Here is a 17800-nt window from a genome sequence, read left to right as displayed (position 1 = left end):
CTCGGTGATCGTGCCGGTAGGTGCCAAGGGTGGCTTCCTGCCGCGCCGGCTGCCGCTGGGCGGCAGCCGCGACGATATCCAGGCCGAAGGCATCGCCTGCTACCGCATCTTCATTTCCGGCCTGCTGGACATTACCGACAACCTCAAGGATGGCGTGCTGGTGCCGCCGGTCAACGTGGTGCGTCACGACGATGACGACCCGTACCTGGTGGTGGCGGCCGACAAGGGCACCGCGACCTTCTCGGACATCGCCAACGGCATCGCCATCGACTACGGCTTCTGGCTGGGCGACGCCTTTGCCTCGGGCGGTTCGGCCGGCTACGACCACAAGAAGATGGGGATTACCGCCCGTGGTGCGTGGGTTGGCGTGCAGCGCCATTTCCGCGAGCGTGGCATCAACGTGCAGCAGGACCCGATCACCGTGGTCGGTGTGGGCGACATGGCCGGCGACGTGTTCGGCAACGGCCTGCTGATGTCAGACAAGCTGCAACTGGTGGCCGCCTTCAACCACCTGCATATCTTCATCGACCCGAACCCGGAGCCTGCCAGTAGCTTTGCCGAGCGCAAGCGCCTGTTCGACCTGCCGCGGTCGGCCTGGAGCGACTACGACACCAGCATCATGTCCGAAGGTGGCGGGATCTTCTCGCGCAGTGCCAAGAGCATCGCCATCAGCCCGCAGATGAAGGAACGCTTTGCCATCGAGGCCGACAAGCTGACCCCGACCGAGCTGCTCAATGCGCTGCTCAAGGCGCCGGTCGACCTGCTGTGGAACGGCGGCATCGGCACCTACGTCAAGTCCAGCGAAGAGAGCCACGCCGATGTGGGCGACAAGGCCAACGACGCGTTGCGCGTGGACGGCAACGAGCTGCGCTGCAAGGTGGTGGGCGAGGGCGGCAACCTGGGCATGACCCAGCTGGGTCGGGTCGAGTTCGGCCTCAACGGCGGCGCGACCAACACCGACTTCATCGACAACGCCGGTGGCGTGGACTGCTCCGACCACGAGGTCAACATCAAGATCCTGCTCAACGAGGTGGTGCAGGCCGGTGACATGACCGAGAAGCAGCGCAACCAGTTGCTGGGCAGCATGACCGACGAAGTGTCTGCGCTGGTGCTGGGCAACAACTACAAGCAGACCCAGGCACTGTCGCTGGCGGCGCGCCGGGCGCGTGAGCGGATTTCCGAGTACAAGCGCCTGATGGCCGACCTGGAAAGTCGCGGCAAGCTGGACCGGGCCATCGAGTTCCTGCCTACAGAAGAGCAACTGGCCGAGCGCATTGCGGCCAACCAGGGCTTGACCCGGGCCGAGCTGTCGGTGCTGATCTCGTACAGCAAGATCGACCTCAAGGAAGCCCTGCTGCAGTCGCTGGTGCCGGATGACGACTATCTGACCCGCGACATGGAGACGGCCTTCCCGCCGTCGCTGGTGAACAAGTTCGCCGAGGCCATGCGTCGCCATCGCCTCAAGCGCGAGATCGTCAGCACCCAGATCGCCAACGACCTGGTCAACAACATGGGCATCACCTTCGTGCAGCGGCTCAAGGAGTCCACGGGCATGAGCCCGGCGAACGTGGCCGGTGCCTACGTGATCGTGCGCGACATCTTCCACCTGCCGCACTGGTTCCGCCAGATCGAGGCGCTGGACTACCTGGTGCCCGCCGAAGTGCAGCTGACGCTGATGGACGAGCTGATGCGCCTGGGCCGCCGGGCCACCCGCTGGTTCCTGCGCAGCCGTCGCAACGAGCAGGATGCCGGGCGTGACGTGGCCCACTTCGGGCCCAAGATCGCGGCGCTGGGGCTCAAGCTGGACGAACTGCTGGAGGGGCCGACCCGCGAGCGCTGGATGACCCGCTACCAGGGCTTCGTCGAAGCCGGCGTGCCGGAGCTGCTGGCGCGCATGGTGGCTGGCACTACGCACCTGTACACCCTGTTGCCGATCATCGAGGCCTCCGATGTGACCGGCCAGGACCCGGCCGAGGTGGCCAAGGCGTTCTTCGCCGTGGGCAGCGCGCTGGACCTGACCTGGTACCTGCAGGAAATCAGCAACCTGCCGGTGGAGAACAACTGGCAGGCACTGGCACGTGAAGCGTTTCGCGATGACATCGACCTGCAGCAGCGCGCCATCACCATCTCCGTGTTGCAGATGGTCGATGCGCCTGCCGACATGGATGCGCGGGTTGCCTTGTGGCTGGCGCAGCATGCGGTGATGGTGGAGCGCTGGCGCGCGATGCTCGATGAGCTGCGTGCGGCCACCGGCACCGATTACGCCATGTACGCGGTGGCCAACCGCGAGCTGGTTGACCTGGCGCTGAGCGGGCAGTCGGCGGCGGTGCCGTCGTGAGTGTGTAGCAGGTAAAAAGAAGCCCCGGCCTGTGCCGGGGCTTTCTTTTGGCGGGGTGGGCCGTTGCGCCGGCAAGGCCGGCCGGGCGGCTTACTTGAAGCGCCGCTCCACGCCTTTCTCCACCAGGATCTTGGCGGATATCTCTTCCACCGAAAAATGCGTGGAGTTGATGTTGGGAATGTTCTCGCGCCGGAACAGGTTCTCCACTTCGCGCACCTCGAACTCGCACTGGGCAAAGCTGGCGTAGCGGCTGTTGGGCTTGCGCTCGTGGCGAATGGCAGTGAGGCGGTCGGGGTCGATGGTCAGGCCGAACAGCTTGTGCTGGTGGTTCTTCAAGGCCGGTGGCAACTGCAGGCGCTCCATGTCGTCTTCGGTCAGCGGGTAGTTGGCTGCGCGAATGCCGAACTGCATGGCCATGTACAGGCAGGTGGGGGTCTTGCCGCAGCGCGATACGCCCACCAGGATCAGGTCGGCCTTGTCGTAGTAGTGGGTGCGCGCACCGTCGTCGTTGTCCAGGGCGAAGTTCACCGCCTCGATGCGCTCCATGTAGTTGGAGTTGCCGCCGATCGAGTGCGATTTGCCCACCGAATACGACGAATGGGCGGTCAGCTCCTGTTCCAGCGGCGCCAGGAAGGTCGAGAAGATGTCGATCATGAAGCCGTTGGAGGTGGCCAGGATCTCGCGGATATCCTGGTTGACGATGGTATCGAAGATGATCGGGCGCACGCCGTCGCGTTCTGCGGCGGTATTGATTTGCTGTACCATGGTGCGCGCTTTGTCCACGGTGTCGATGTACGGTCGCGTGAACTTGTTGAACCCGATGCTCTCGAATTGTGCCAACAAGCTTTGTCCCAGCGTTTCGGCAGTGATGCCGGTGCCGTCGGAAATAAAGAAAGCAGATCGTTTCATTTGCGCCTTGGGCCTTAAGCTGGTGACGATTCTTGGATATGATACGTTCGGTTTGCCGAACATCCCTGGTCGGCATTCTCACTTATTTTCCAGGTCCAGGCCACAAACGCCCGGTACGGTCACAGCGAACTGACCGGCGTCATGAGCTTTTCCAACACAGTTAGTGGAGAGATCACCTTGGTAGAGTACGTAGTTTCCCTCGATAAGCTCGGCGTCCATGATGTAGAGCATGTGGGGGGCAAGAACGCATCCCTCGGAGAGATGATCAGTAATCTCGCGGGCGCCGGTGTATCGGTCCCCGGCGGCTTTGCCACTACGGCTCAGGCGTATCGTGACTTTCTCGAGCAGAGCGGCCTGAACGCCCAGATCCATGCCGCCCTCGACGCGCTGGATGTGGATGACGTCAATGCCCTGGCCCGCACCGGCGCACAGATCCGCCAGTGGATCATGGAAGCCGAATTCCCCGAGCGGCTGAACACCGAAATCCGTACCGCCTTCGCCGAAATGTCCCAGGGCAACCCGAACATGGCTGTCGCCGTGCGTTCCTCGGCCACTGCCGAAGACCTGCCGGACGCCTCGTTTGCCGGGCAGCAGGAAACCTTCCTGAACATCCGCGGCGTGGACAACGTGATCCGCGCGGCCAAGGAAGTGTTCGCCTCGCTGTTCAACGACCGCGCCATTTCCTACCGCGTGCACCAGGGCTTCGACCACAAGCTGGTGGCCCTGTCGGCCGGCGTGCAGCGCATGGTGCGTTCCGAAACCGGCACCGCCGGCGTGATGTTCACCCTGGACACCGAGTCGGGTTTCCGTGACGTGGTGTTCATCACCGGCGCCTACGGCCTGGGCGAAACCGTCGTGCAGGGCGCAGTCAACCCCGACGAATTCTACGTGCACAAGGGCACCCTGCAAGCCGGGCGCCCGGCCATCCTGCGCCGCAACCTGGGCAGCAAGGCCATCAAGATGATCTACGGCGACGAGGCCAAGGCCGGTCGTTCGGTCAAGACCGTCGATGTCGACAAGGCCGACCGCACCCGTTTCTGCCTGAGCGACGAAGAGGTCAGCGAGCTGGCCAAGCAGGCCATGATCATCGAGCAGCACTACAAGTGCCCGATGGACATCGAGTGGGCCAAGGACGGTGACGACGGCAAGCTGTACATCGTGCAGGCGCGCCCTGAAACCGTGAAGAGCCGCGCCCAGGCCAACGTCATGGAGCGCTACCTGCTCAAGGAAACCGGCACCGTGCTGGTGGAAGGCCGTGCCATCGGCCAGCGCATCGGCGCCGGCAAGGTGCGGATCATCAAGGACGTTTCGGAGATGGACAAGGTCCAGCCCGGCGACGTGCTGGTGTCCGACATGACCGACCCGGACTGGGAACCGGTGATGAAGCGCGCCAGCGCCATTGTCACCAACCGTGGCGGGCGTACCTGCCACGCCGCGATCATTGCCCGTGAACTGGGCATTCCAGCGGTGGTCGGGTGCGGCAACGCCACCCAGCTGCTCAAGGATGGCCAGGGCGTGACCGTGTCGTGCGCCGAAGGCGATACCGGCTTCATCTTCGAAGGCGAGCTGGGCTTCGACATTCGCCAGAACTCGGTAGATGCCATGCCCGACCTGCCGTTCAAGATCATGATGAACGTCGGCAACCCGGATCGCGCATTCGATTTTGCCCAGCTGCCCAACGCCGGTGTCGGCCTGGCGCGCCTGGAATTCATCATCAACCGCATGATCGGCGTGCACCCCAAGGCACTGCTCAACTATGCCGGCCTGCCGGCCGAGCTCAAGGAAAGCGTCGACAAGCGCATTGCCGGCTACGGCGATCCGGTCGGTTTCTACGTCGAGAAGCTGGTCGAGGGCATCAGCACCCTGGCCGCAGCGTTCTGGCCGAAGAAGGTCATCGTGCGCCTGTCGGACTTCAAGTCCAACGAGTACGCCAACCTGATCGGCGGCAAGCTGTACGAGCCGGAAGAAGAAAACCCGATGCTGGGCTTCCGTGGCGCCTCGCGCTACATCAGCGAATCGTTCCGTGACTGCTTCGAGCTCGAGTGCCGTGCACTCAAGCGCGTGCGCGACGAAATGGGCCTGACCAACGTCGAGATCATGGTGCCGTTCGTACGGACCCTGGGCGAAGCCAGCCAGGTGGTCGACCTGCTGGCCGAGAACGGCCTGGGCCGTGGCGTCAACGGCCTGCGTGTGATCATGATGTGCGAGCTGCCCTCCAACGCGATCCTGGCCGATGAGTTCCTCGAGTACTTCGACGGGTTCTCCATCGGGTCCAACGACCTGACCCAGCTGACCCTGGGCCTGGACCGCGACTCCGGCATCATTGCGCACCTGTTCGACGAGCGTAACCCTGCGGTCAAGAAGCTGCTGGCCAACGCCATCCAGGCCTGCAACAAGGCCGGCAAGTACATCGGTATCTGCGGCCAGGGCCCTTCCGACCACCCTGACCTGGCCAAGTGGCTGATGGAGCAGGGCATCGAAAGCGTCTCGCTGAACCCTGACTCGGTGCTCGAAACCTGGTTCTTCCTGGCCGAGGGCCAGGCCCAGGCCTGATGCGCTGAAGAGGAGCGGCCGCCAGCCAGGAGGCGTCGGGCGGCCGCTTCAACGGATTTTCAGGGCGTGATCCAGTGATGGGCTCGCCCTTTTTTGTGCAAGTAACCTATGCAAAGCAGCAGTACTCTTTTTCCCGTTGCCCTGCTCAGTGCCGAGCGGCGCGGCGACCTCAGCGAAGATGTGTATCGGCTCAAGGCCGGCAACAGCCCCGACCGTACGGTCGAGCTGGCGCTGACACGCCTTGGCATGGCCGACCAGAGCGAGGTGCGCGGTGCCCCGGTCATCCTGTTGCATGGCAGCTTTTCCAACCGGCGCTTCTGGTTCTCGCCGCGCGGTATCGGCCTGGGCGCGACCCTGGCACGCGCCGGTTTCGACGTGTGGATACCGGAAATGCGCGGCCATGGGCTGTCACCCCGCAACCGCGACTACCGCCACAACCGTGTGGCGGACTATGCCCGTTACGATCTGCCGGCAATTGCCGCGTTCGTGTGCGAGGTGAGCGGGCGCACCCCGCACTGGCTTGGCCACTCGCTGGGCGGTACCACGCTGGCGGCAGCATTGGGCGGGGCTTACCTGGCCCAGGAGCAGGTCGCCAGTGCGGCCTTTTTCGGCACTCAGGTCAGCCGTACCTACTGGCCATTGAAAATCCCACCGGTGGAGTGGGGCGGGCGCCTGCTGCTCAAGCGCTTTGCACACCTGTCAGGTTCGCGGCTCAAGCGCGGGCCCGAAGATGAGCCCATCGGCCTGGCGCTGGAAAGCATGCGCTGGTTCGGCCTGTTCGGACGCTTTGGCGACAAGCAGAGCGACTGGTGGGCCGGGCTTGCCGAGGTTCGCGTGCCGGTGCTGGCGGTGGCTGGGGCCGGAGATCACCAGGACCCGGTGTGGGCCTGTCGCAAGTTGTTCGAGCAAATAGGCAGCGAGCACAAGCGTTTCGTGCGGCTGGGGCGCGAGGAAGGCTTCGACAATTTCGGTCATGTCGATATGCTGGTCAGCAAACCGGCCCAGGCCCAGGTGTGGCCGCTGGTGGAGCGCTGGCTGAGCGACCCGCAGGCCATGCTGGCCCCGGCCGAGACAGGTGACCCGCAGCCCGTCGGCGTGTAGCCTTGGTTAAACGCCGGTGCGCCGGCTTCGTATTTTCAGTGAACGTGTGAAATCCGCTTTCCATTCAATTGGCCATCGACAGGAGTTTCCCATGCATTACCTTACCCCCGACTTGTGTGACGCCTACCCGGAACTGGTGCAGGTGCTGGAGCCGATGTTCAGCAACTTCGGCGGCCGCGATTCGTTCGGCGGTCAGATCGTCACCGTCAAGTGCTTCGAGGACAACTCGCTGGTAAAGGCGCAAGCCGACCTGGATGGCAAGGGCAAGGTGCTGGTGGTCGACGGCGGCGGTTCGCTGCGCCGGGCGCTGCTGGGTGACATGATTGCCGAGAAGGCCGCCAAGAATGGCTGGGAAGGGCTGGTGATCTACGGTTGCGTGCGTGACGTGGATGCGCTGGCGCAAACCAATCTGGGTGTGCAGGCGCTGGCCAGCCACCCGATGAAGACCGGCAAGCGCGGCATTGGTGACCTGAACGTGGTGGTCACGTTCGCTGGTGTGACCTTCCGGCCGGGGGAGTACGTGTACGCTGACAACAACGGTGTCATCGTGTCGCCCAGCCCATTGAAGATGCCCGAGTAATTTTCGCTGACGGTGCGTGGGGTAGGGATGTTCGAGGAAGAAAACGCGCAGTGGGGGCTGGTGCATGCCCTGGTACTCGATGGCAAGGGCGGTGCGCGTTCGATCGCTCGAACCGAACTGGACGATCTGCAGTTGCAGCCGGAGCAGAGCCTGTGGCTGCACTGGGATCGCAGCCACCCGCAAACCCAGACCTGGCTGCGCCATGACAGCGGCCTGAGCCCCTTCGCCTGTGACCTGCTGCTGGAGGAAAACACCCGGCCGCGCCTGGTGCCTTTACCGGATGCGCAGATGTTGTTGTTTCTGCGCGGGGTCAACCTCAACCCGGGCGCCGAACCCGAAGACATGGTGTCGGTGCGCATCTTCGCCCAGGCGCAGCGGGTGATTTCGCTGCGCCTGCGGCCGCTGCGCGCCACCGACGAGCTGCTTCAGCAACTGGACGAGGGGCGTGGCCCGACCACGGCCTCAGAGCTGTTGCTGAGCCTGGCCCAGTTGCTGACCGAAAAGGTCCAGGCGCTGGTGTCGGACCTGTCCGAAGTGGTGGATGAAGAGGAAGAAAAACTCGAATCCGACGAACGGTATACGCCTGAGCACGGCAGCCTGCAGCAGATGCGGCGACGCGCCGCCGGCCTGCGTCGGTTCCTGGCGCCGCAGCGGGAAATCTATGCGCAGCTGGCGCGCAACAAATGGCCTTGGTTCGCGCCGGACGATGCCGACTACTGGAACGAGCTCAACAACAGCCTGATCCGCTACCTCGAAGAGCTGGAACTGACCCGCGAGCGCGTGGCGCTGGTGCTTGAAAGCGAGGACCGGCGCCTGAGCGAACGCATGAACAAGACCATGTACCGCTTCGGAATCATCACCTGTATCTTCCTGCCCATGAGCTTTCTGACCGGCTTGCTGGGCATCAACGTGGGGGGCATTCCGGGTTCGGAAAACCCCTACGGCTTCCTTTATGCCAGCTTGCTGGTGCTCGTGCTGGCCCTGGGCCAATGGTGGCTGTTTCGCCGTCTTCGCTGGGTATAGGGGCACTTTCTTGAAATTTCCTACAACATTTGCGCAGATTGTTCATGTGACCCGCCCTATGAGCGTCTCGTCTTTGACAGACATTGCGCGAGGTGCCCATGCACGATCCGTTTGAAGAATCCCTGCGGGACCTGCTCAAGGCCTCGCCGTCCGGCAAAGACCGCGACGACGACGCCTGCCTGGGCCGGGTCCTCAAGACCGCCAACCGTCAGGTAGGCGCGGGCGATCTGTTCAGCCTGCTCGGCCGTTGGAGCCAGGCGCTGATGATCGCCGTGAACAATGGCTCGGCGCATGTCGCGCCGGTGCGTCGTAACGCTTCTGCCCGTAAAGCTGATAAGGCTGATTGATTATGGAACTTGATCTCTGGACCCAGAGCTTGGTGGCGGCGATGACCGCCTTGTGGACCAAAGTCGCCAACTTCATCCCCAACCTGTTTGGGGCGCTGGTGGTGGTGCTGCTGGGCTTTGTGGTTGCCAAGCTGCTCGATACCCTGTTGTCCAAGCTGCTGGCCAAGCTTGGCCTGGATCGCCTGATGGGCGGCACCGGCCTGACCAAGATGCTCAGCCGGGTGGGCATCCAGGTGCCGATCTCGACGCTGATCGGCAAGATCGTCTACTGGTTCGTGCTGCTGATCTTCCTGGTTTCGGCCGCCGAATCCCTGGGGCTTGAACGTGTTTCGGCGACCCTGGACATGCTGGCGCTGTACCTGCCCAAGGTGTTTGGCGGTGCGCTGGTGCTGCTGGCCGGTGTGCTGCTGGCCCAGATCGTCAACGGCCTGGTGCGCGGTGCCGCCGAGGGCATCGGCCTGGAATACGCCGCAGGGGTCGGGCGTATCGCCCAGGGCCTGGTCATCATCATCAGCATTTCGGTGGCCATCAGCCAGTTGGAGGTCAAGACCGACCTGCTCAACCACGTGATTGTCATCGGGTTGATTACCGTTGGTCTGGCAGTTGCGCTGGCCATGGGCCTGGGCAGCCGTGAAATCGCCGGGCAGATCCTGGCTGGAATTTACGTACGTGAGCTCTATCAGGTCGGCCAGCAGGTCCAGATTGGCGAGGTCGAGGGGCAGATCGAAGAGATCGGCACGGTCAAGACGACCGTGCTCACCGACGAGGGTGAACTGGTATCGCTGTCTAACCGGATCCTCCTGGAGCAGCGGGTCAGTAGCCGCTAACCGGGCAAATCCTGCTAATGTATGCCGCCGCAAAATCGCCCAGGCAGGGCGAGCGGCGACAATGACCTGACTGTCGGCCAGATTTGTTTTGAATAAAGTTCACTCGCTGCCCATGCGTTACGACCCCCGCGAGCTCACTGATGAGGAGTTGGTGGCGCGTTCGCATGAGGAGCTTTTTCATGTTACTCGCGCCTATGAAGAGCTCATGCGGCGCTACCAGCGGACCCTTTTTAACGTGTGTGCACGTTATCTGGGGAACGATCGGGATGCTGACGATGTCTGTCAGGAGGTGATGTTGAAGGTGCTGTACGGCCTGAAGAATTTCGAAGGCAAGTCGAAATTCAAGACCTGGCTCTACAGCATCACCTACAACGAATGCATCACCCAGTACCGCAAGGAGCGGCGCAAACGTCGTTTGATGGATGCGCTAAGTCTCGATCCGCTCGAGGAGGCCTCTGAAGAGAAGGCCCCCAAACCGGAAGAGAAAGGCGGGCTGGATAAATGGCTGGTTCATGTGAACCCGATCGACCGCGAAATCCTGGTGCTACGATTTGTCGCAGAGCTGGAGTTCCAGGAGATCGCCGACATCATGCACATGGGCCTGAGCGCCACGAAAATGCGCTACAAGCGTGCGCTCGACAAGCTACGCGAGAAATTTGCGGGCCTCACCGAAACTTAGTGAGTCGCAAATATCTCTAACGTATCGACAAGGTCTGCTAAACTTGTCGACGAGTTGTCCCCCGGGTTTGGTGGGACTACTTAACAATCACCAGATGGGGATTTAACGGATGAAATTGAAAAACACCTTGGGCTTGGCCATTGGTTCTTTTGTTGCCGCAACTTCCTTCGGCGCTCTGGCACAAGGCCAAGGCGCAGTCGAAATTGAAGGCAACGTCACCAAGCAGTACTACGACAGCGAGCGTAACTTCAAGAACGACGGCACCAATCCTGGTGTTCGCCTCGGTTACTTCCTGACCGACGACGTGTCCTTGGACCTGGGCTACAACGAGACTCACAACGCTCGTGGCGACGTGTTCAACAAGGACATCAAAGGTTCCAAGGCCAAGCTGGACGCCACCTACCACCTGGGTACCGTTGGTGACGCAATCCGTCCTTACGTATCGGCTGGTTTCGCTCACGAGAGCCTGGGCCAAGCTACCCGTAACGGTCGCGATCACTCCACCTTCGCCAACCTGGGCGCTGGCGCCAAGTGGTACATCACCGACAACCTGTTCGCCCGTGCTGGCGTTGAAGCGATGTACAACATCGACAACGGCAACACCGAGTGGGGCCCATCCCTGGGTCTGGGTCTGAACTTCGGTGGTAGCGGTGGCAAGGTTGCACCGACTCCTGCGCCAGCTCCAGTAGCTGAAGTCTGCTCCGACAGCGACAACGATGGCGTGTGCGACAACGTCGACAAGTGCCCTGACACCCCAGCCAACGTCACCGTTGACGCTGATGGCTGCCCGGCTGTTGCTGAAGTCGTTCGTGTAGAGCTGGACGTCAAGTTCGACTTCGACAAGTCGGTCGTCAAGCCAAACAGCTACGGCGACATCAAGAACCTGGCTGACTTCATGAAGCAGTACCCATCCACCACCACCACTGTTGAAGGTCACACTGACTCCGTCGGTCCTGACGCTTACAACCAGAAGCTGTCCGAGCGTCGTGCAAACGCCGTGAAGCAGGTTCTGACCAACCAGTACGGTGTTGAGTCGAACCGCGTTGAATCGGTTGGCTACGGTGAGACCCGTCCGGTAGCTGACAACGCCACCGAAGCTGGTCGCGCTGTCAACCGTCGCGTTGAAGCTCAAGTAGAAGCCCAAGCCAAGTAATTGGTCTGACGCTTGAGAAAAGCCCGGCTCCGGCCGGGCTTTTCTTTGCCTGCGATTTGATCGGGCGGTGGGTGCAAGGCGTACGCGGGCCTGTCTTCGTGGCGGCTGCACCGCTATAATCGCTGCCTTCCCACACCTCGAGCTAAGCCTGCCCATGTATACCCTGGCCCGCCAGCTGCTGTTCAAACTGTCCCCGGAAACCTCCCACGACCTGTCGCTGGACCTGATCGGTGCAGGTGGGCGCCTGGGCCTCAACGGGCTGTTGACCAAGGCGCCGGCGCAGTTGCCGGTAACCGTCATGGGCTTGCAGTTCGCCAACCCGGTCGGGCTGGCAGCGGGGCTGGACAAGAACGGTGCCGCCATCGACGGCTTCGCTCAACTGGGCTTCGGTTTCGTCGAGATCGGCACCGTGACCCCGCGCCCGCAGCCAGGCAATCCCAAGCCGCGGCTGTTCCGCCTGCCTGAAGCCGAGGCGATCATCAACCGCATGGGCTTCAACAACCTGGGCGTCGACCATCTGCTCGAGCGTGTGCGTGCGGCCAATTACCATGGCGTGCTGGGCATCAATATCGGCAAGAACTTCGATACCCCGGTGGAGCGGGCAGTGGACGATTACCTGATCTGCCTGGAGAAGGTCTACGGTCACGCCAGCTACGTCACCGTCAACGTCAGTTCGCCCAACACCCCGGGCCTGCGCAGCCTGCAGTTTGGCGATTCGCTCAAGCAACTGCTCCAGGCCCTGGCCGAGCGCCGTGAGGCGTTGGCCCTGACCCATGCCAAGCGCGTACCACTGGCCATCAAGATTGCCCCGGACATGAGCGATGAGGAAACCGCACAGGTGGCGTCGGCTTTGCTGGCCACTGGCATGGACGCAGTGATCGCGACCAACACCACCCTCAGCCGCGAAGGCGTGGAAGGCCTGGCGCATGCTGACGAGGCCGGTGGGCTGTCGGGCGCCCCGGTACGCGACAAGAGTACCCACACGGTGCGCATGCTGGCCGCCGAACTGGGTGGCAAGCTGCCGATCATCGCAGCAGGCGGTATCACCGAAGGCAAGCACGCCGCCGAGAAGATCGCAGCCGGTGCAAGCCTTGTGCAGATCTACTCCGGGTTCATCTACAAGGGGCCTGCGCTGATTCGCGAGTCGGTGGACGCCATCGCCGCCATGGGGCCACGCTGAGCGGGCATAAAAAAGGGCCCCTCAAAAGGGGCCCCTGGGCCGCAGCCCGCCGCTCGGATAGAGCGTGCATGGTGACTAGAATTCAGATCCTCGTTCAGCCAACGGCGTGAAGTTCGTTGAGTCTATGGATACCCGCAGTGCCGGTCATACCGTCCCAGTTGTCGCCACGTCCCTCGCGCCAGCCGTTGACCCAGGCTTGGCGTACTGACGGTAGAGTAAAAGGGCAAAGCTCGCGGGATTTGCCGGTGACCCCATATTGGTAGCCACGTAAAAATGCTCTTTCCAACGGATCACGCTTAAGTCTTCTCATAGGGTGTTGCCCTCACTTGTTGACTGTAATGTCCCGTCGGCCTCGGCTGAGGCCGGGCAGAATCGTTCTGCCGGTTATGCGCTCGCTGCCGGCGTGGCGAGCTGGAAGTGTTGCCCCGTTGCAGGACAACCTGATACGAGTTCTAACCAATGCAGGTCACAGTGTGAATGATCGTTTTGTCATAAGGACGTAACCTTTCCAAGGGTCAGGGGATAAGTAAAAAATTGCTTCAGCGGCGAAATGAAGGCAAAGCCAGCTATGATCAGGCTTTGCTCATGGCTCAGGTCAGAACGCCATCGTTGAGAATCACTTCCAACGCAGGGGCTCAAAACGACGAAGGGTCATAAAAAGTCGCAGTTTTACTAGAATTTTTCATTCTGCCGGACGATCAAAGCCTTTTTACCCTGGGGTAAATGGCCGTTGTCCGGCGGCCCGGCGCCATGTCAGCGCCATTCGAACGCCTGCTGGAAGGCGTTCGATCAAACAGCGAAGGGGCGATGCGCTTGCCTTTTCACCTATTGCTCAAGGCTTGGATTACTCATGTCGGACCGTTTCGAACTCTATCTCACCTGCCCCAAGGGCCTGGAAGGCCTGCTTGCCGAAGAAGCCCGTGGGCTGGGCCTGGAGGATGTGCGAGAGCACACCTCGGCCATTCGCGGCGAAGCCGACATGGAAACCGCCTATCGCCTGTGCCTCTGGTCGCGTCTGGGCAACCGCGTACTGCTGGTGCTCAAGCGCTTCAACATGAAGAACGCCGATGACCTGTATGACGGGGTCAACGCCGTCGACTGGCAGGATCACCTGGAAGCCACTGGCAGCCTGGCCGTGGAGTTCAGCGGGCACGGCTCGGGCATCGACAACACCCACTTCGGCGCGCTCAAGGTCAAGGATGCCATCGTCGACAAGCTGCGCAACGCGGCGGGCGAGCGGCCTTCGGTAGACAAGCTCAACCCCGATCTGCGTGTGCACCTGCGCCTGGAACGCGGCGAGGCGATTCTGTCCCTGGACCTGTCCGGCCACAGCCTGCACCAGCGAGGCTACCGTCTGCAGCAGGGGGCTGCGCCACTGAAGGAAAACCTTGCCGCCGCCGTGCTGATCCGTGCCGGCTGGCCGCGTATTGCCGCCCAGGGCGGCGCGCTGGCCGACCCGATGTGCGGTGTGGGCACCTTCCTGGTGGAGGCGGCGATGATTGCCGCCGATATCGCGCCGAACCTGCGCCGCGAGCGCTGGGGCTTCAGCGCCTGGCTTGGTCACGTGCCGGCGCTGTGGCGCAAGCTGCACGACGAGGCCAAGGCGCGCGCCGAAGCCGGGCTGGCACGTCCGCCGCTGTGGATCCGCGGCTACGAGGCCGATCCGCGGCTGATCCAGCCAGGGCGCAACAACGTCGAGCGTGCGGGCCTGAGCGACTGGATCAAGATCTACCAGGGCGAAGTGGGCAGCTTCGAGCCGCGTCCCGACCAGAACCAGAAGGGCCTGGTAATCTGCAACCCACCCTACGGTGAGCGTCTGGGTGATGAGGCCAGCCTGCTGTATCTCTACCAGAACCTGGGCGAGCGCCTGCGCCAGGCCTGCCTGAACTGGGAGGCGGCGGTATTCACCGGCGCGCCCGATCTGGGCAAGCGCATGGGTATTCGCAGCCACAAGCAGTACGCCTTCTGGAACGGCGCGCTGCCGTGCAAGCTGCTGCTGATCAGGGTGCAGCCCGATCAGTTCGTCACCGGCGAGCGTCGTCAGCCAGAGCGCGAGCGGGGCAGCGAGCCGAGCGAGCCCGTGGTTTCAGTCGCCAGCGAGCCGGCGCGTCTGAGCGAAGGCGGGCAGATGTTCGCCAACCGCCTGCAGAAGAACCTCAAGCAACTGGGCAAGTGGGCCAAGCGCGAGAACATAACCTGCTATCGCGTCTACGATGCCGACATGCCGGAATACGCGCTGGCCATCGACCTCTACCATGACTGGGTGCATGTTCAGGAGTACGCCGCGCCGCGTTCGATCGACCCGGAAAAAGCCCAGGCGCGTCTGTTCGATGCCCTGGCGGCGATCCCCCAGGCGCTGAACATCGACCAGAGCCGCGTGGTGATCAAGCGGCGCGAGCGGCAATCCGGCACCAAGCAGTACGAGCGCCAGAGCAGCCAGGGTCAGTTCACCGAGGTGAGCGAAGGCGGCGTCAAGCTGCTGGTCAACCTGACCGACTACCTCGATACCGGGCTGTTCCTCGACCATCGCCCGATGCGCATGCGCATCCAGCGCGAGGCGGCCGGCAAACGCTTCCTCAACCTGTTCTGCTATACCGCCACGGCCAGCGTGCATGCGGCCAAGGGTGGCGCGCGCAGCACCACCAGTGTCGACCTGTCGAAAACCTACCTGGATTGGGCGCGGCGCAACTTCTCGCTCAACGGCTTTTCGGACAAGAACCGCCTGGAGCAGGGCGACGTGATGGCGTGGCTGCAGGCCTGCCGCGAGGAGTACGAGCTGATCTTCATCGACCCGCCGACCTTCTCCAACTCCAAGCGCATGGAAGGGGTGTTCGACGTGCAGCGTGACCATGTGGAGCTACTTGACCTGGCCGTTGCGCGCCTGGCACCGGGTGGCGTGCTGTATTTCTCCAACAACTTCCGCAAGTTCCAGCTCGACGAACACCTGCAGGAGCGTTACGCGGTCGAGGAGATCACCGCCCAGACCCTGGACCCGGACTTCGCGCGCAACAGCAAGATCCACCGCGCATGGCGCATCCAGGCGCGCTGATGGCGCGCAGGATGTGATCAGGCGTGTGGGGGGTGGCTACCTTGCAGCCACCGCCTACATGCCCGGGTGGAGCCCTGAGCCCGGCTCAGGGTTGCAGCGCTGCGGTACTGCTGTTGAGCTTTGGCTGGCGGTACAGGTCCAGCAGCACCTGGTCGAGCACTGCCGAGGCGCCCCAGGGTTTGGGGTCGTTGAGAATTGCCACCACTGCCCAGGTGTTGCCGTTGCTGTCGCGGCTGAAGCCGGCGATGGCACGCACCGTATTCAGGGTGCCGGTCTTGATGTGTGCTTCACCGGTCATGGCGGTGCGCTTGAGGCGCTTGCGCATGGTGCCGTCCATGCCGGTCAGCGGCATCGAACTGATGAATTCGGCAGCGTAGGGGCTCTTCCAGGCTGCCTGCAGCAGGGTGGCCATTTCCCTGGCGCTGACACGCTCGGCACGCGACAGCCCTGAACCGTTCTCCATGACCAGATGCGGCGCGGTGATGCCTTTCTTCGCCAGCCACTGGCGCACCACACGCTGTGCGGCACGGGCATCGTCGCCGTCGGCATCGGTGCGGTACTGCGCGCCCAGGCTCAGGAACAGTTGCTGGGCCATGGTGTTGTTGCTGTACTTGTTGATGTCGCGGATCACCTCCACCAGGTCCGGGGAGAATGCGCGGGCCAGCAGGCGTGCACTCTTGGGAACTTCGGCAACCCGGTCAGCCCCCATGATGCGCCCGCCCAGTTCGTTCCAGATGGCACGTACCGCGCCGGCGGCGTAGGTCTGGTGGTCGAGCAGTGCCAGGTAGGTCTGGGAGTTGCAGCCGTCAGCCAACTGGCCGCTGACCACCACGCTGACGCCGTCGGCCTGGGTCACCGGGTTGTAGCGCACTTCGCCCTTGCACTGGTTGCCCGGTACCGCCTTGACCTGGTTGTCGATGCGGATGCTGGCGATGGGCGGCTCTACCGATACCAGGACCTTGCCGCCATCGTTGCGTGCCACGAAGCGCAAGGCCTTGAGGTTGACCAGCAGGGAGTCGGGCTTGACCAGGAACGGCTTGTTTTCATCGCCGCCGTCGTCGTTGAACTGGGGAAGCTGGGGCTGCACGAAGTGGCTGCGGTCCAGCACCAGGTCGCCATTGATGGTCTGTACGCCGTTGGCGCGCAGGTCGCGCATCAGCAGCCAGAGTTTTTCCATGTTCAGCTTGGGGTCGCCGCCGCCCTTGAGGTACAGGTTGCCGTTGAGGGTGCCGTTGCTCAGGGTGCCGTCGGTGTAGAACTCGGTTTTCCACTGGTGGGTCGGACCGAGCATTTCCAGCGCGGCATAAGTGGTGACCAGTTTCATGGTCGAGGCCGGGTTGACCGACACATCGGCGTTGAACACCGTGGGTGTGCCCGGACCATTGAGCGGCAGCATCACCAGCGACAGCGCGGAGCCGTCGAGCTTGTTGGTCTTGAGGGCCTGTTGCACCTTGGGCGAAAGGGTGGTGTTGACGGGGGCGGCGTGGGCCGGCATGGCCAGTGGCAGCAGCAGGCCGGCGAACAGCAGTGAACGTAGAGATGTGGTCATTTGCACTGAAACCCTGCAGGCGAGGGGTGAAAAAAACCAGAGCGCAATAGGGTGACGGCCCCGGTATGGAAAAATATAGCGCGCATTATGCACCACGCATGCTGCCCATGTGCCTAACAATGCCTGTCAGTGCGGCGATTTTTCGGGTTTTATTCAGGCAGTTTCGCGGTGGAACTGGTAAAGTGCCGCGCGTTATTACTTAAGAGGATTGTTTCATGGCGACCAACCGTTCCCGCCGTCTGCGTAAAAAACTGTGTGTAGACGAGTTCCAGGTTTTGCTAATTAGCAAAAAATAGTCAGTTGGTTGTCAAAAATCCCCATTCTCTTTTCCTCCCCGAAATCCTGCCCCACCTTCAAGCGACTCTCTCGCAGCACTCTTGAACTGCCCTCAAAGCACTGCATGCGCCCGACCTAGCATCGAGGCATCCACGTGCTCCAATCGCCCAGGCACCCCACAAATCCGCTTGCGCGAATGAGCAGAGCCACTGCTTTCTGGTGCAACGGCGTGTAGA

At 62.5% G+C, this 17800-nt stretch carries 14 protein-coding genes and 1 pseudogene; 12 read left to right on the top strand and 3 right to left on the bottom strand.

Features of this window, described 5'->3' with window-relative positions; genetic code table 11:
* Positions 1-2338 (top strand): NAD-glutamate dehydrogenase domain-containing protein (locus QMX96_RS20270; protein WP_282362292.1); only part of this gene is annotated, 2338 nt, incomplete at its 5' end.
* Between the two features lie 90 nt (positions 2339-2428).
* On the opposite strand, the gene QMX96_RS20265 is transcribed toward QMX96_RS20270, so the two are convergent.
* Complete coding sequence (locus tag QMX96_RS20265) at positions 2429-3247, bottom strand: pyruvate, water dikinase regulatory protein (protein WP_043864615.1); 819 nt, start codon at positions 3245-3247, stop codon at positions 2429-2431.
* A 177-nt stretch (positions 3248-3424) separates the two neighbouring features.
* On the opposite strand from QMX96_RS20265, the gene ppsA reads away from it, so the two are divergent.
* The 9 genes from ppsA to QMX96_RS20220 all read left to right on the top strand — a co-directional run bounded on the left by ppsA (position 3425) and on the right by QMX96_RS20220 (position 12690).
* The gene (gene ppsA, locus QMX96_RS20260; protein WP_043864614.1) at positions 3425-5800 is read left to right on the top strand and encodes a phosphoenolpyruvate synthase; all 2376 of its coding nucleotides are present in this window, start codon (positions 3425-3427) and stop codon (positions 5798-5800) included.
* Positions 5801-5908: 108 nt separating this feature from the next.
* Complete coding sequence (locus QMX96_RS20255) at positions 5909-6901, top strand: alpha/beta fold hydrolase (RefSeq protein ID WP_043864613.1); 993 nt, start codon at positions 5909-5911, stop codon at positions 6899-6901.
* Between the two features lie 91 nt (positions 6902-6992).
* Positions 6993-7481, top strand: coding sequence for a ribonuclease E activity regulator RraA (gene rraA / locus QMX96_RS20250; protein WP_282362291.1), 489 nt, complete (start codon positions 6993-6995; stop codon positions 7479-7481).
* Between the two features lie 27 nt (positions 7482-7508).
* Entirely contained in the window at positions 7509-8504 is a 996-nt protein-coding gene (locus tag QMX96_RS20245) for a zinc transporter ZntB (RefSeq protein ID WP_043864611.1), read from the top strand.
* A 92-nt stretch (positions 8505-8596) separates the two neighbouring features.
* Positions 8597-8851: a CrfX protein gene (locus tag QMX96_RS20240; RefSeq protein ID WP_173925061.1), complete on the top strand. Its 255-nt coding sequence runs from the start codon at positions 8597-8599 to the stop codon at positions 8849-8851.
* A 2-nt stretch (positions 8852-8853) separates the two neighbouring features.
* Positions 8854-9678: a mechanosensitive ion channel domain-containing protein gene (locus tag QMX96_RS20235; protein WP_043864609.1), complete on the top strand. Its 825-nt coding sequence runs from the start codon at positions 8854-8856 to the stop codon at positions 9676-9678.
* Positions 9679-9766: 88 nt separating this feature from the next.
* On the top strand, positions 9767-10357 hold the full coding sequence (sigX, locus tag QMX96_RS20230) for an RNA polymerase sigma factor SigX (protein WP_026001337.1): 591 nt from the start codon (positions 9767-9769) through the stop codon (positions 10355-10357).
* Between the two features lie 109 nt (positions 10358-10466).
* Positions 10467-11510 carry an OmpA family protein gene (locus QMX96_RS20225; protein ID WP_043864608.1) on the top strand — a complete coding sequence of 348 codons (1044 nt, stop codon included), beginning with the start codon at positions 10467-10469 and terminating at the stop codon, positions 11508-11510.
* Between the two features lie 154 nt (positions 11511-11664).
* Complete coding sequence (locus QMX96_RS20220) at positions 11665-12690, top strand: quinone-dependent dihydroorotate dehydrogenase (protein ID WP_043864607.1); 1026 nt, start codon at positions 11665-11667, stop codon at positions 12688-12690.
* A 94-nt stretch (positions 12691-12784) separates the two neighbouring features.
* Here QMX96_RS20220 and QMX96_RS20215 read toward each other — a convergent pair whose 3' ends face one another.
* On the bottom strand, positions 12785-13000 hold the full coding sequence (locus tag QMX96_RS20215; protein ID WP_078479587.1) for a ribosome modulation factor: 216 nt from the start codon (positions 12998-13000) through the stop codon (positions 12785-12787).
* Between the two features lie 540 nt (positions 13001-13540).
* On the opposite strand from QMX96_RS20215, the gene rlmKL reads away from it, so the two are divergent.
* A complete protein-coding gene (rlmKL, locus tag QMX96_RS20210) occupies positions 13541-15739 on the top strand; it encodes a bifunctional 23S rRNA (guanine(2069)-N(7))-methyltransferase RlmK/23S rRNA (guanine(2445)-N(2))-methyltransferase RlmL (RefSeq protein WP_078479588.1) in 2199 nt (732 codons plus the stop codon).
* A gap of 85 nt (positions 15740-15824) precedes the next feature.
* Here the strand turns inward: rlmKL and dacB are convergent, their stop codons facing one another.
* On the bottom strand, positions 15825-17288 hold the full coding sequence (gene dacB / locus QMX96_RS20205; RefSeq protein WP_043864605.1) for a D-alanyl-D-alanine carboxypeptidase/D-alanyl-D-alanine-endopeptidase: 1464 nt from the start codon (positions 17286-17288) through the stop codon (positions 15825-15827).
* Between the two features lie 215 nt (positions 17289-17503).
* Between dacB and QMX96_RS20200 the strand changes: the two are divergent.
* A pseudogene (locus QMX96_RS20200) lies at positions 17504-17566 on the top strand (hypothetical protein); the annotation flags it as partial.
* Positions 17567-17800 lie beyond the last annotated feature (234 nt).

The sequence above is a fragment of the Pseudomonas sp. PS01300 genome (genome assembly GCF_029960155.1).
GTDB lineage: Bacteria > Pseudomonadota > Gammaproteobacteria > Pseudomonadales > Pseudomonadaceae > Aquipseudomonas > Aquipseudomonas palmensis.
This window is presented reverse-complemented; position numbering and strand designations above follow the sequence as displayed.

Bases quoted from the DNA above. Each gene is read 5' to 3' on its own strand.
- rlmKL (WP_078479588.1), top strand. From the start codon at position 13,541: ATGTCGGACCGTTTCGAACTCTATCTCACCTGCCCCAAGGGCCTGGAA.
- rraA (WP_282362291.1), top strand. From the start codon at position 6,993: ATGCATTACCTTACCCCCGACTTGTGTGACGCCTACCCGGAACTGGTG.
- QMX96_RS20235 (WP_043864609.1), top strand. From the start codon at position 8,854: ATGGAACTTGATCTCTGGACCCAGAGCTTGGTGGCGGCGATGACCGCC.
- dacB (WP_043864605.1), bottom strand. From the start codon at position 17,288: ATGACCACATCTCTACGTTCACTGCTGTTCGCCGGCCTGCTGCTGCCA.
- QMX96_RS20220 (WP_043864607.1), top strand. From the start codon at position 11,665: ATGTATACCCTGGCCCGCCAGCTGCTGTTCAAACTGTCCCCGGAAACC.
- QMX96_RS20215 (WP_078479587.1), bottom strand. From the start codon at position 13,000: ATGAGAAGACTTAAGCGTGATCCGTTGGAAAGAGCATTTTTACGTGGC.
- QMX96_RS20245 (WP_043864611.1), top strand. From the start codon at position 7,509: ATGTTCGAGGAAGAAAACGCGCAGTGGGGGCTGGTGCATGCCCTGGTA.
- QMX96_RS20265 (WP_043864615.1), bottom strand. From the start codon at position 3,247: ATGAAACGATCTGCTTTCTTTATTTCCGACGGCACCGGCATCACTGCC.
- QMX96_RS20255 (WP_043864613.1), top strand. From the start codon at position 5,909: ATGCAAAGCAGCAGTACTCTTTTTCCCGTTGCCCTGCTCAGTGCCGAG.
- QMX96_RS20225 (WP_043864608.1), top strand. From the start codon at position 10,467: ATGAAATTGAAAAACACCTTGGGCTTGGCCATTGGTTCTTTTGTTGCC.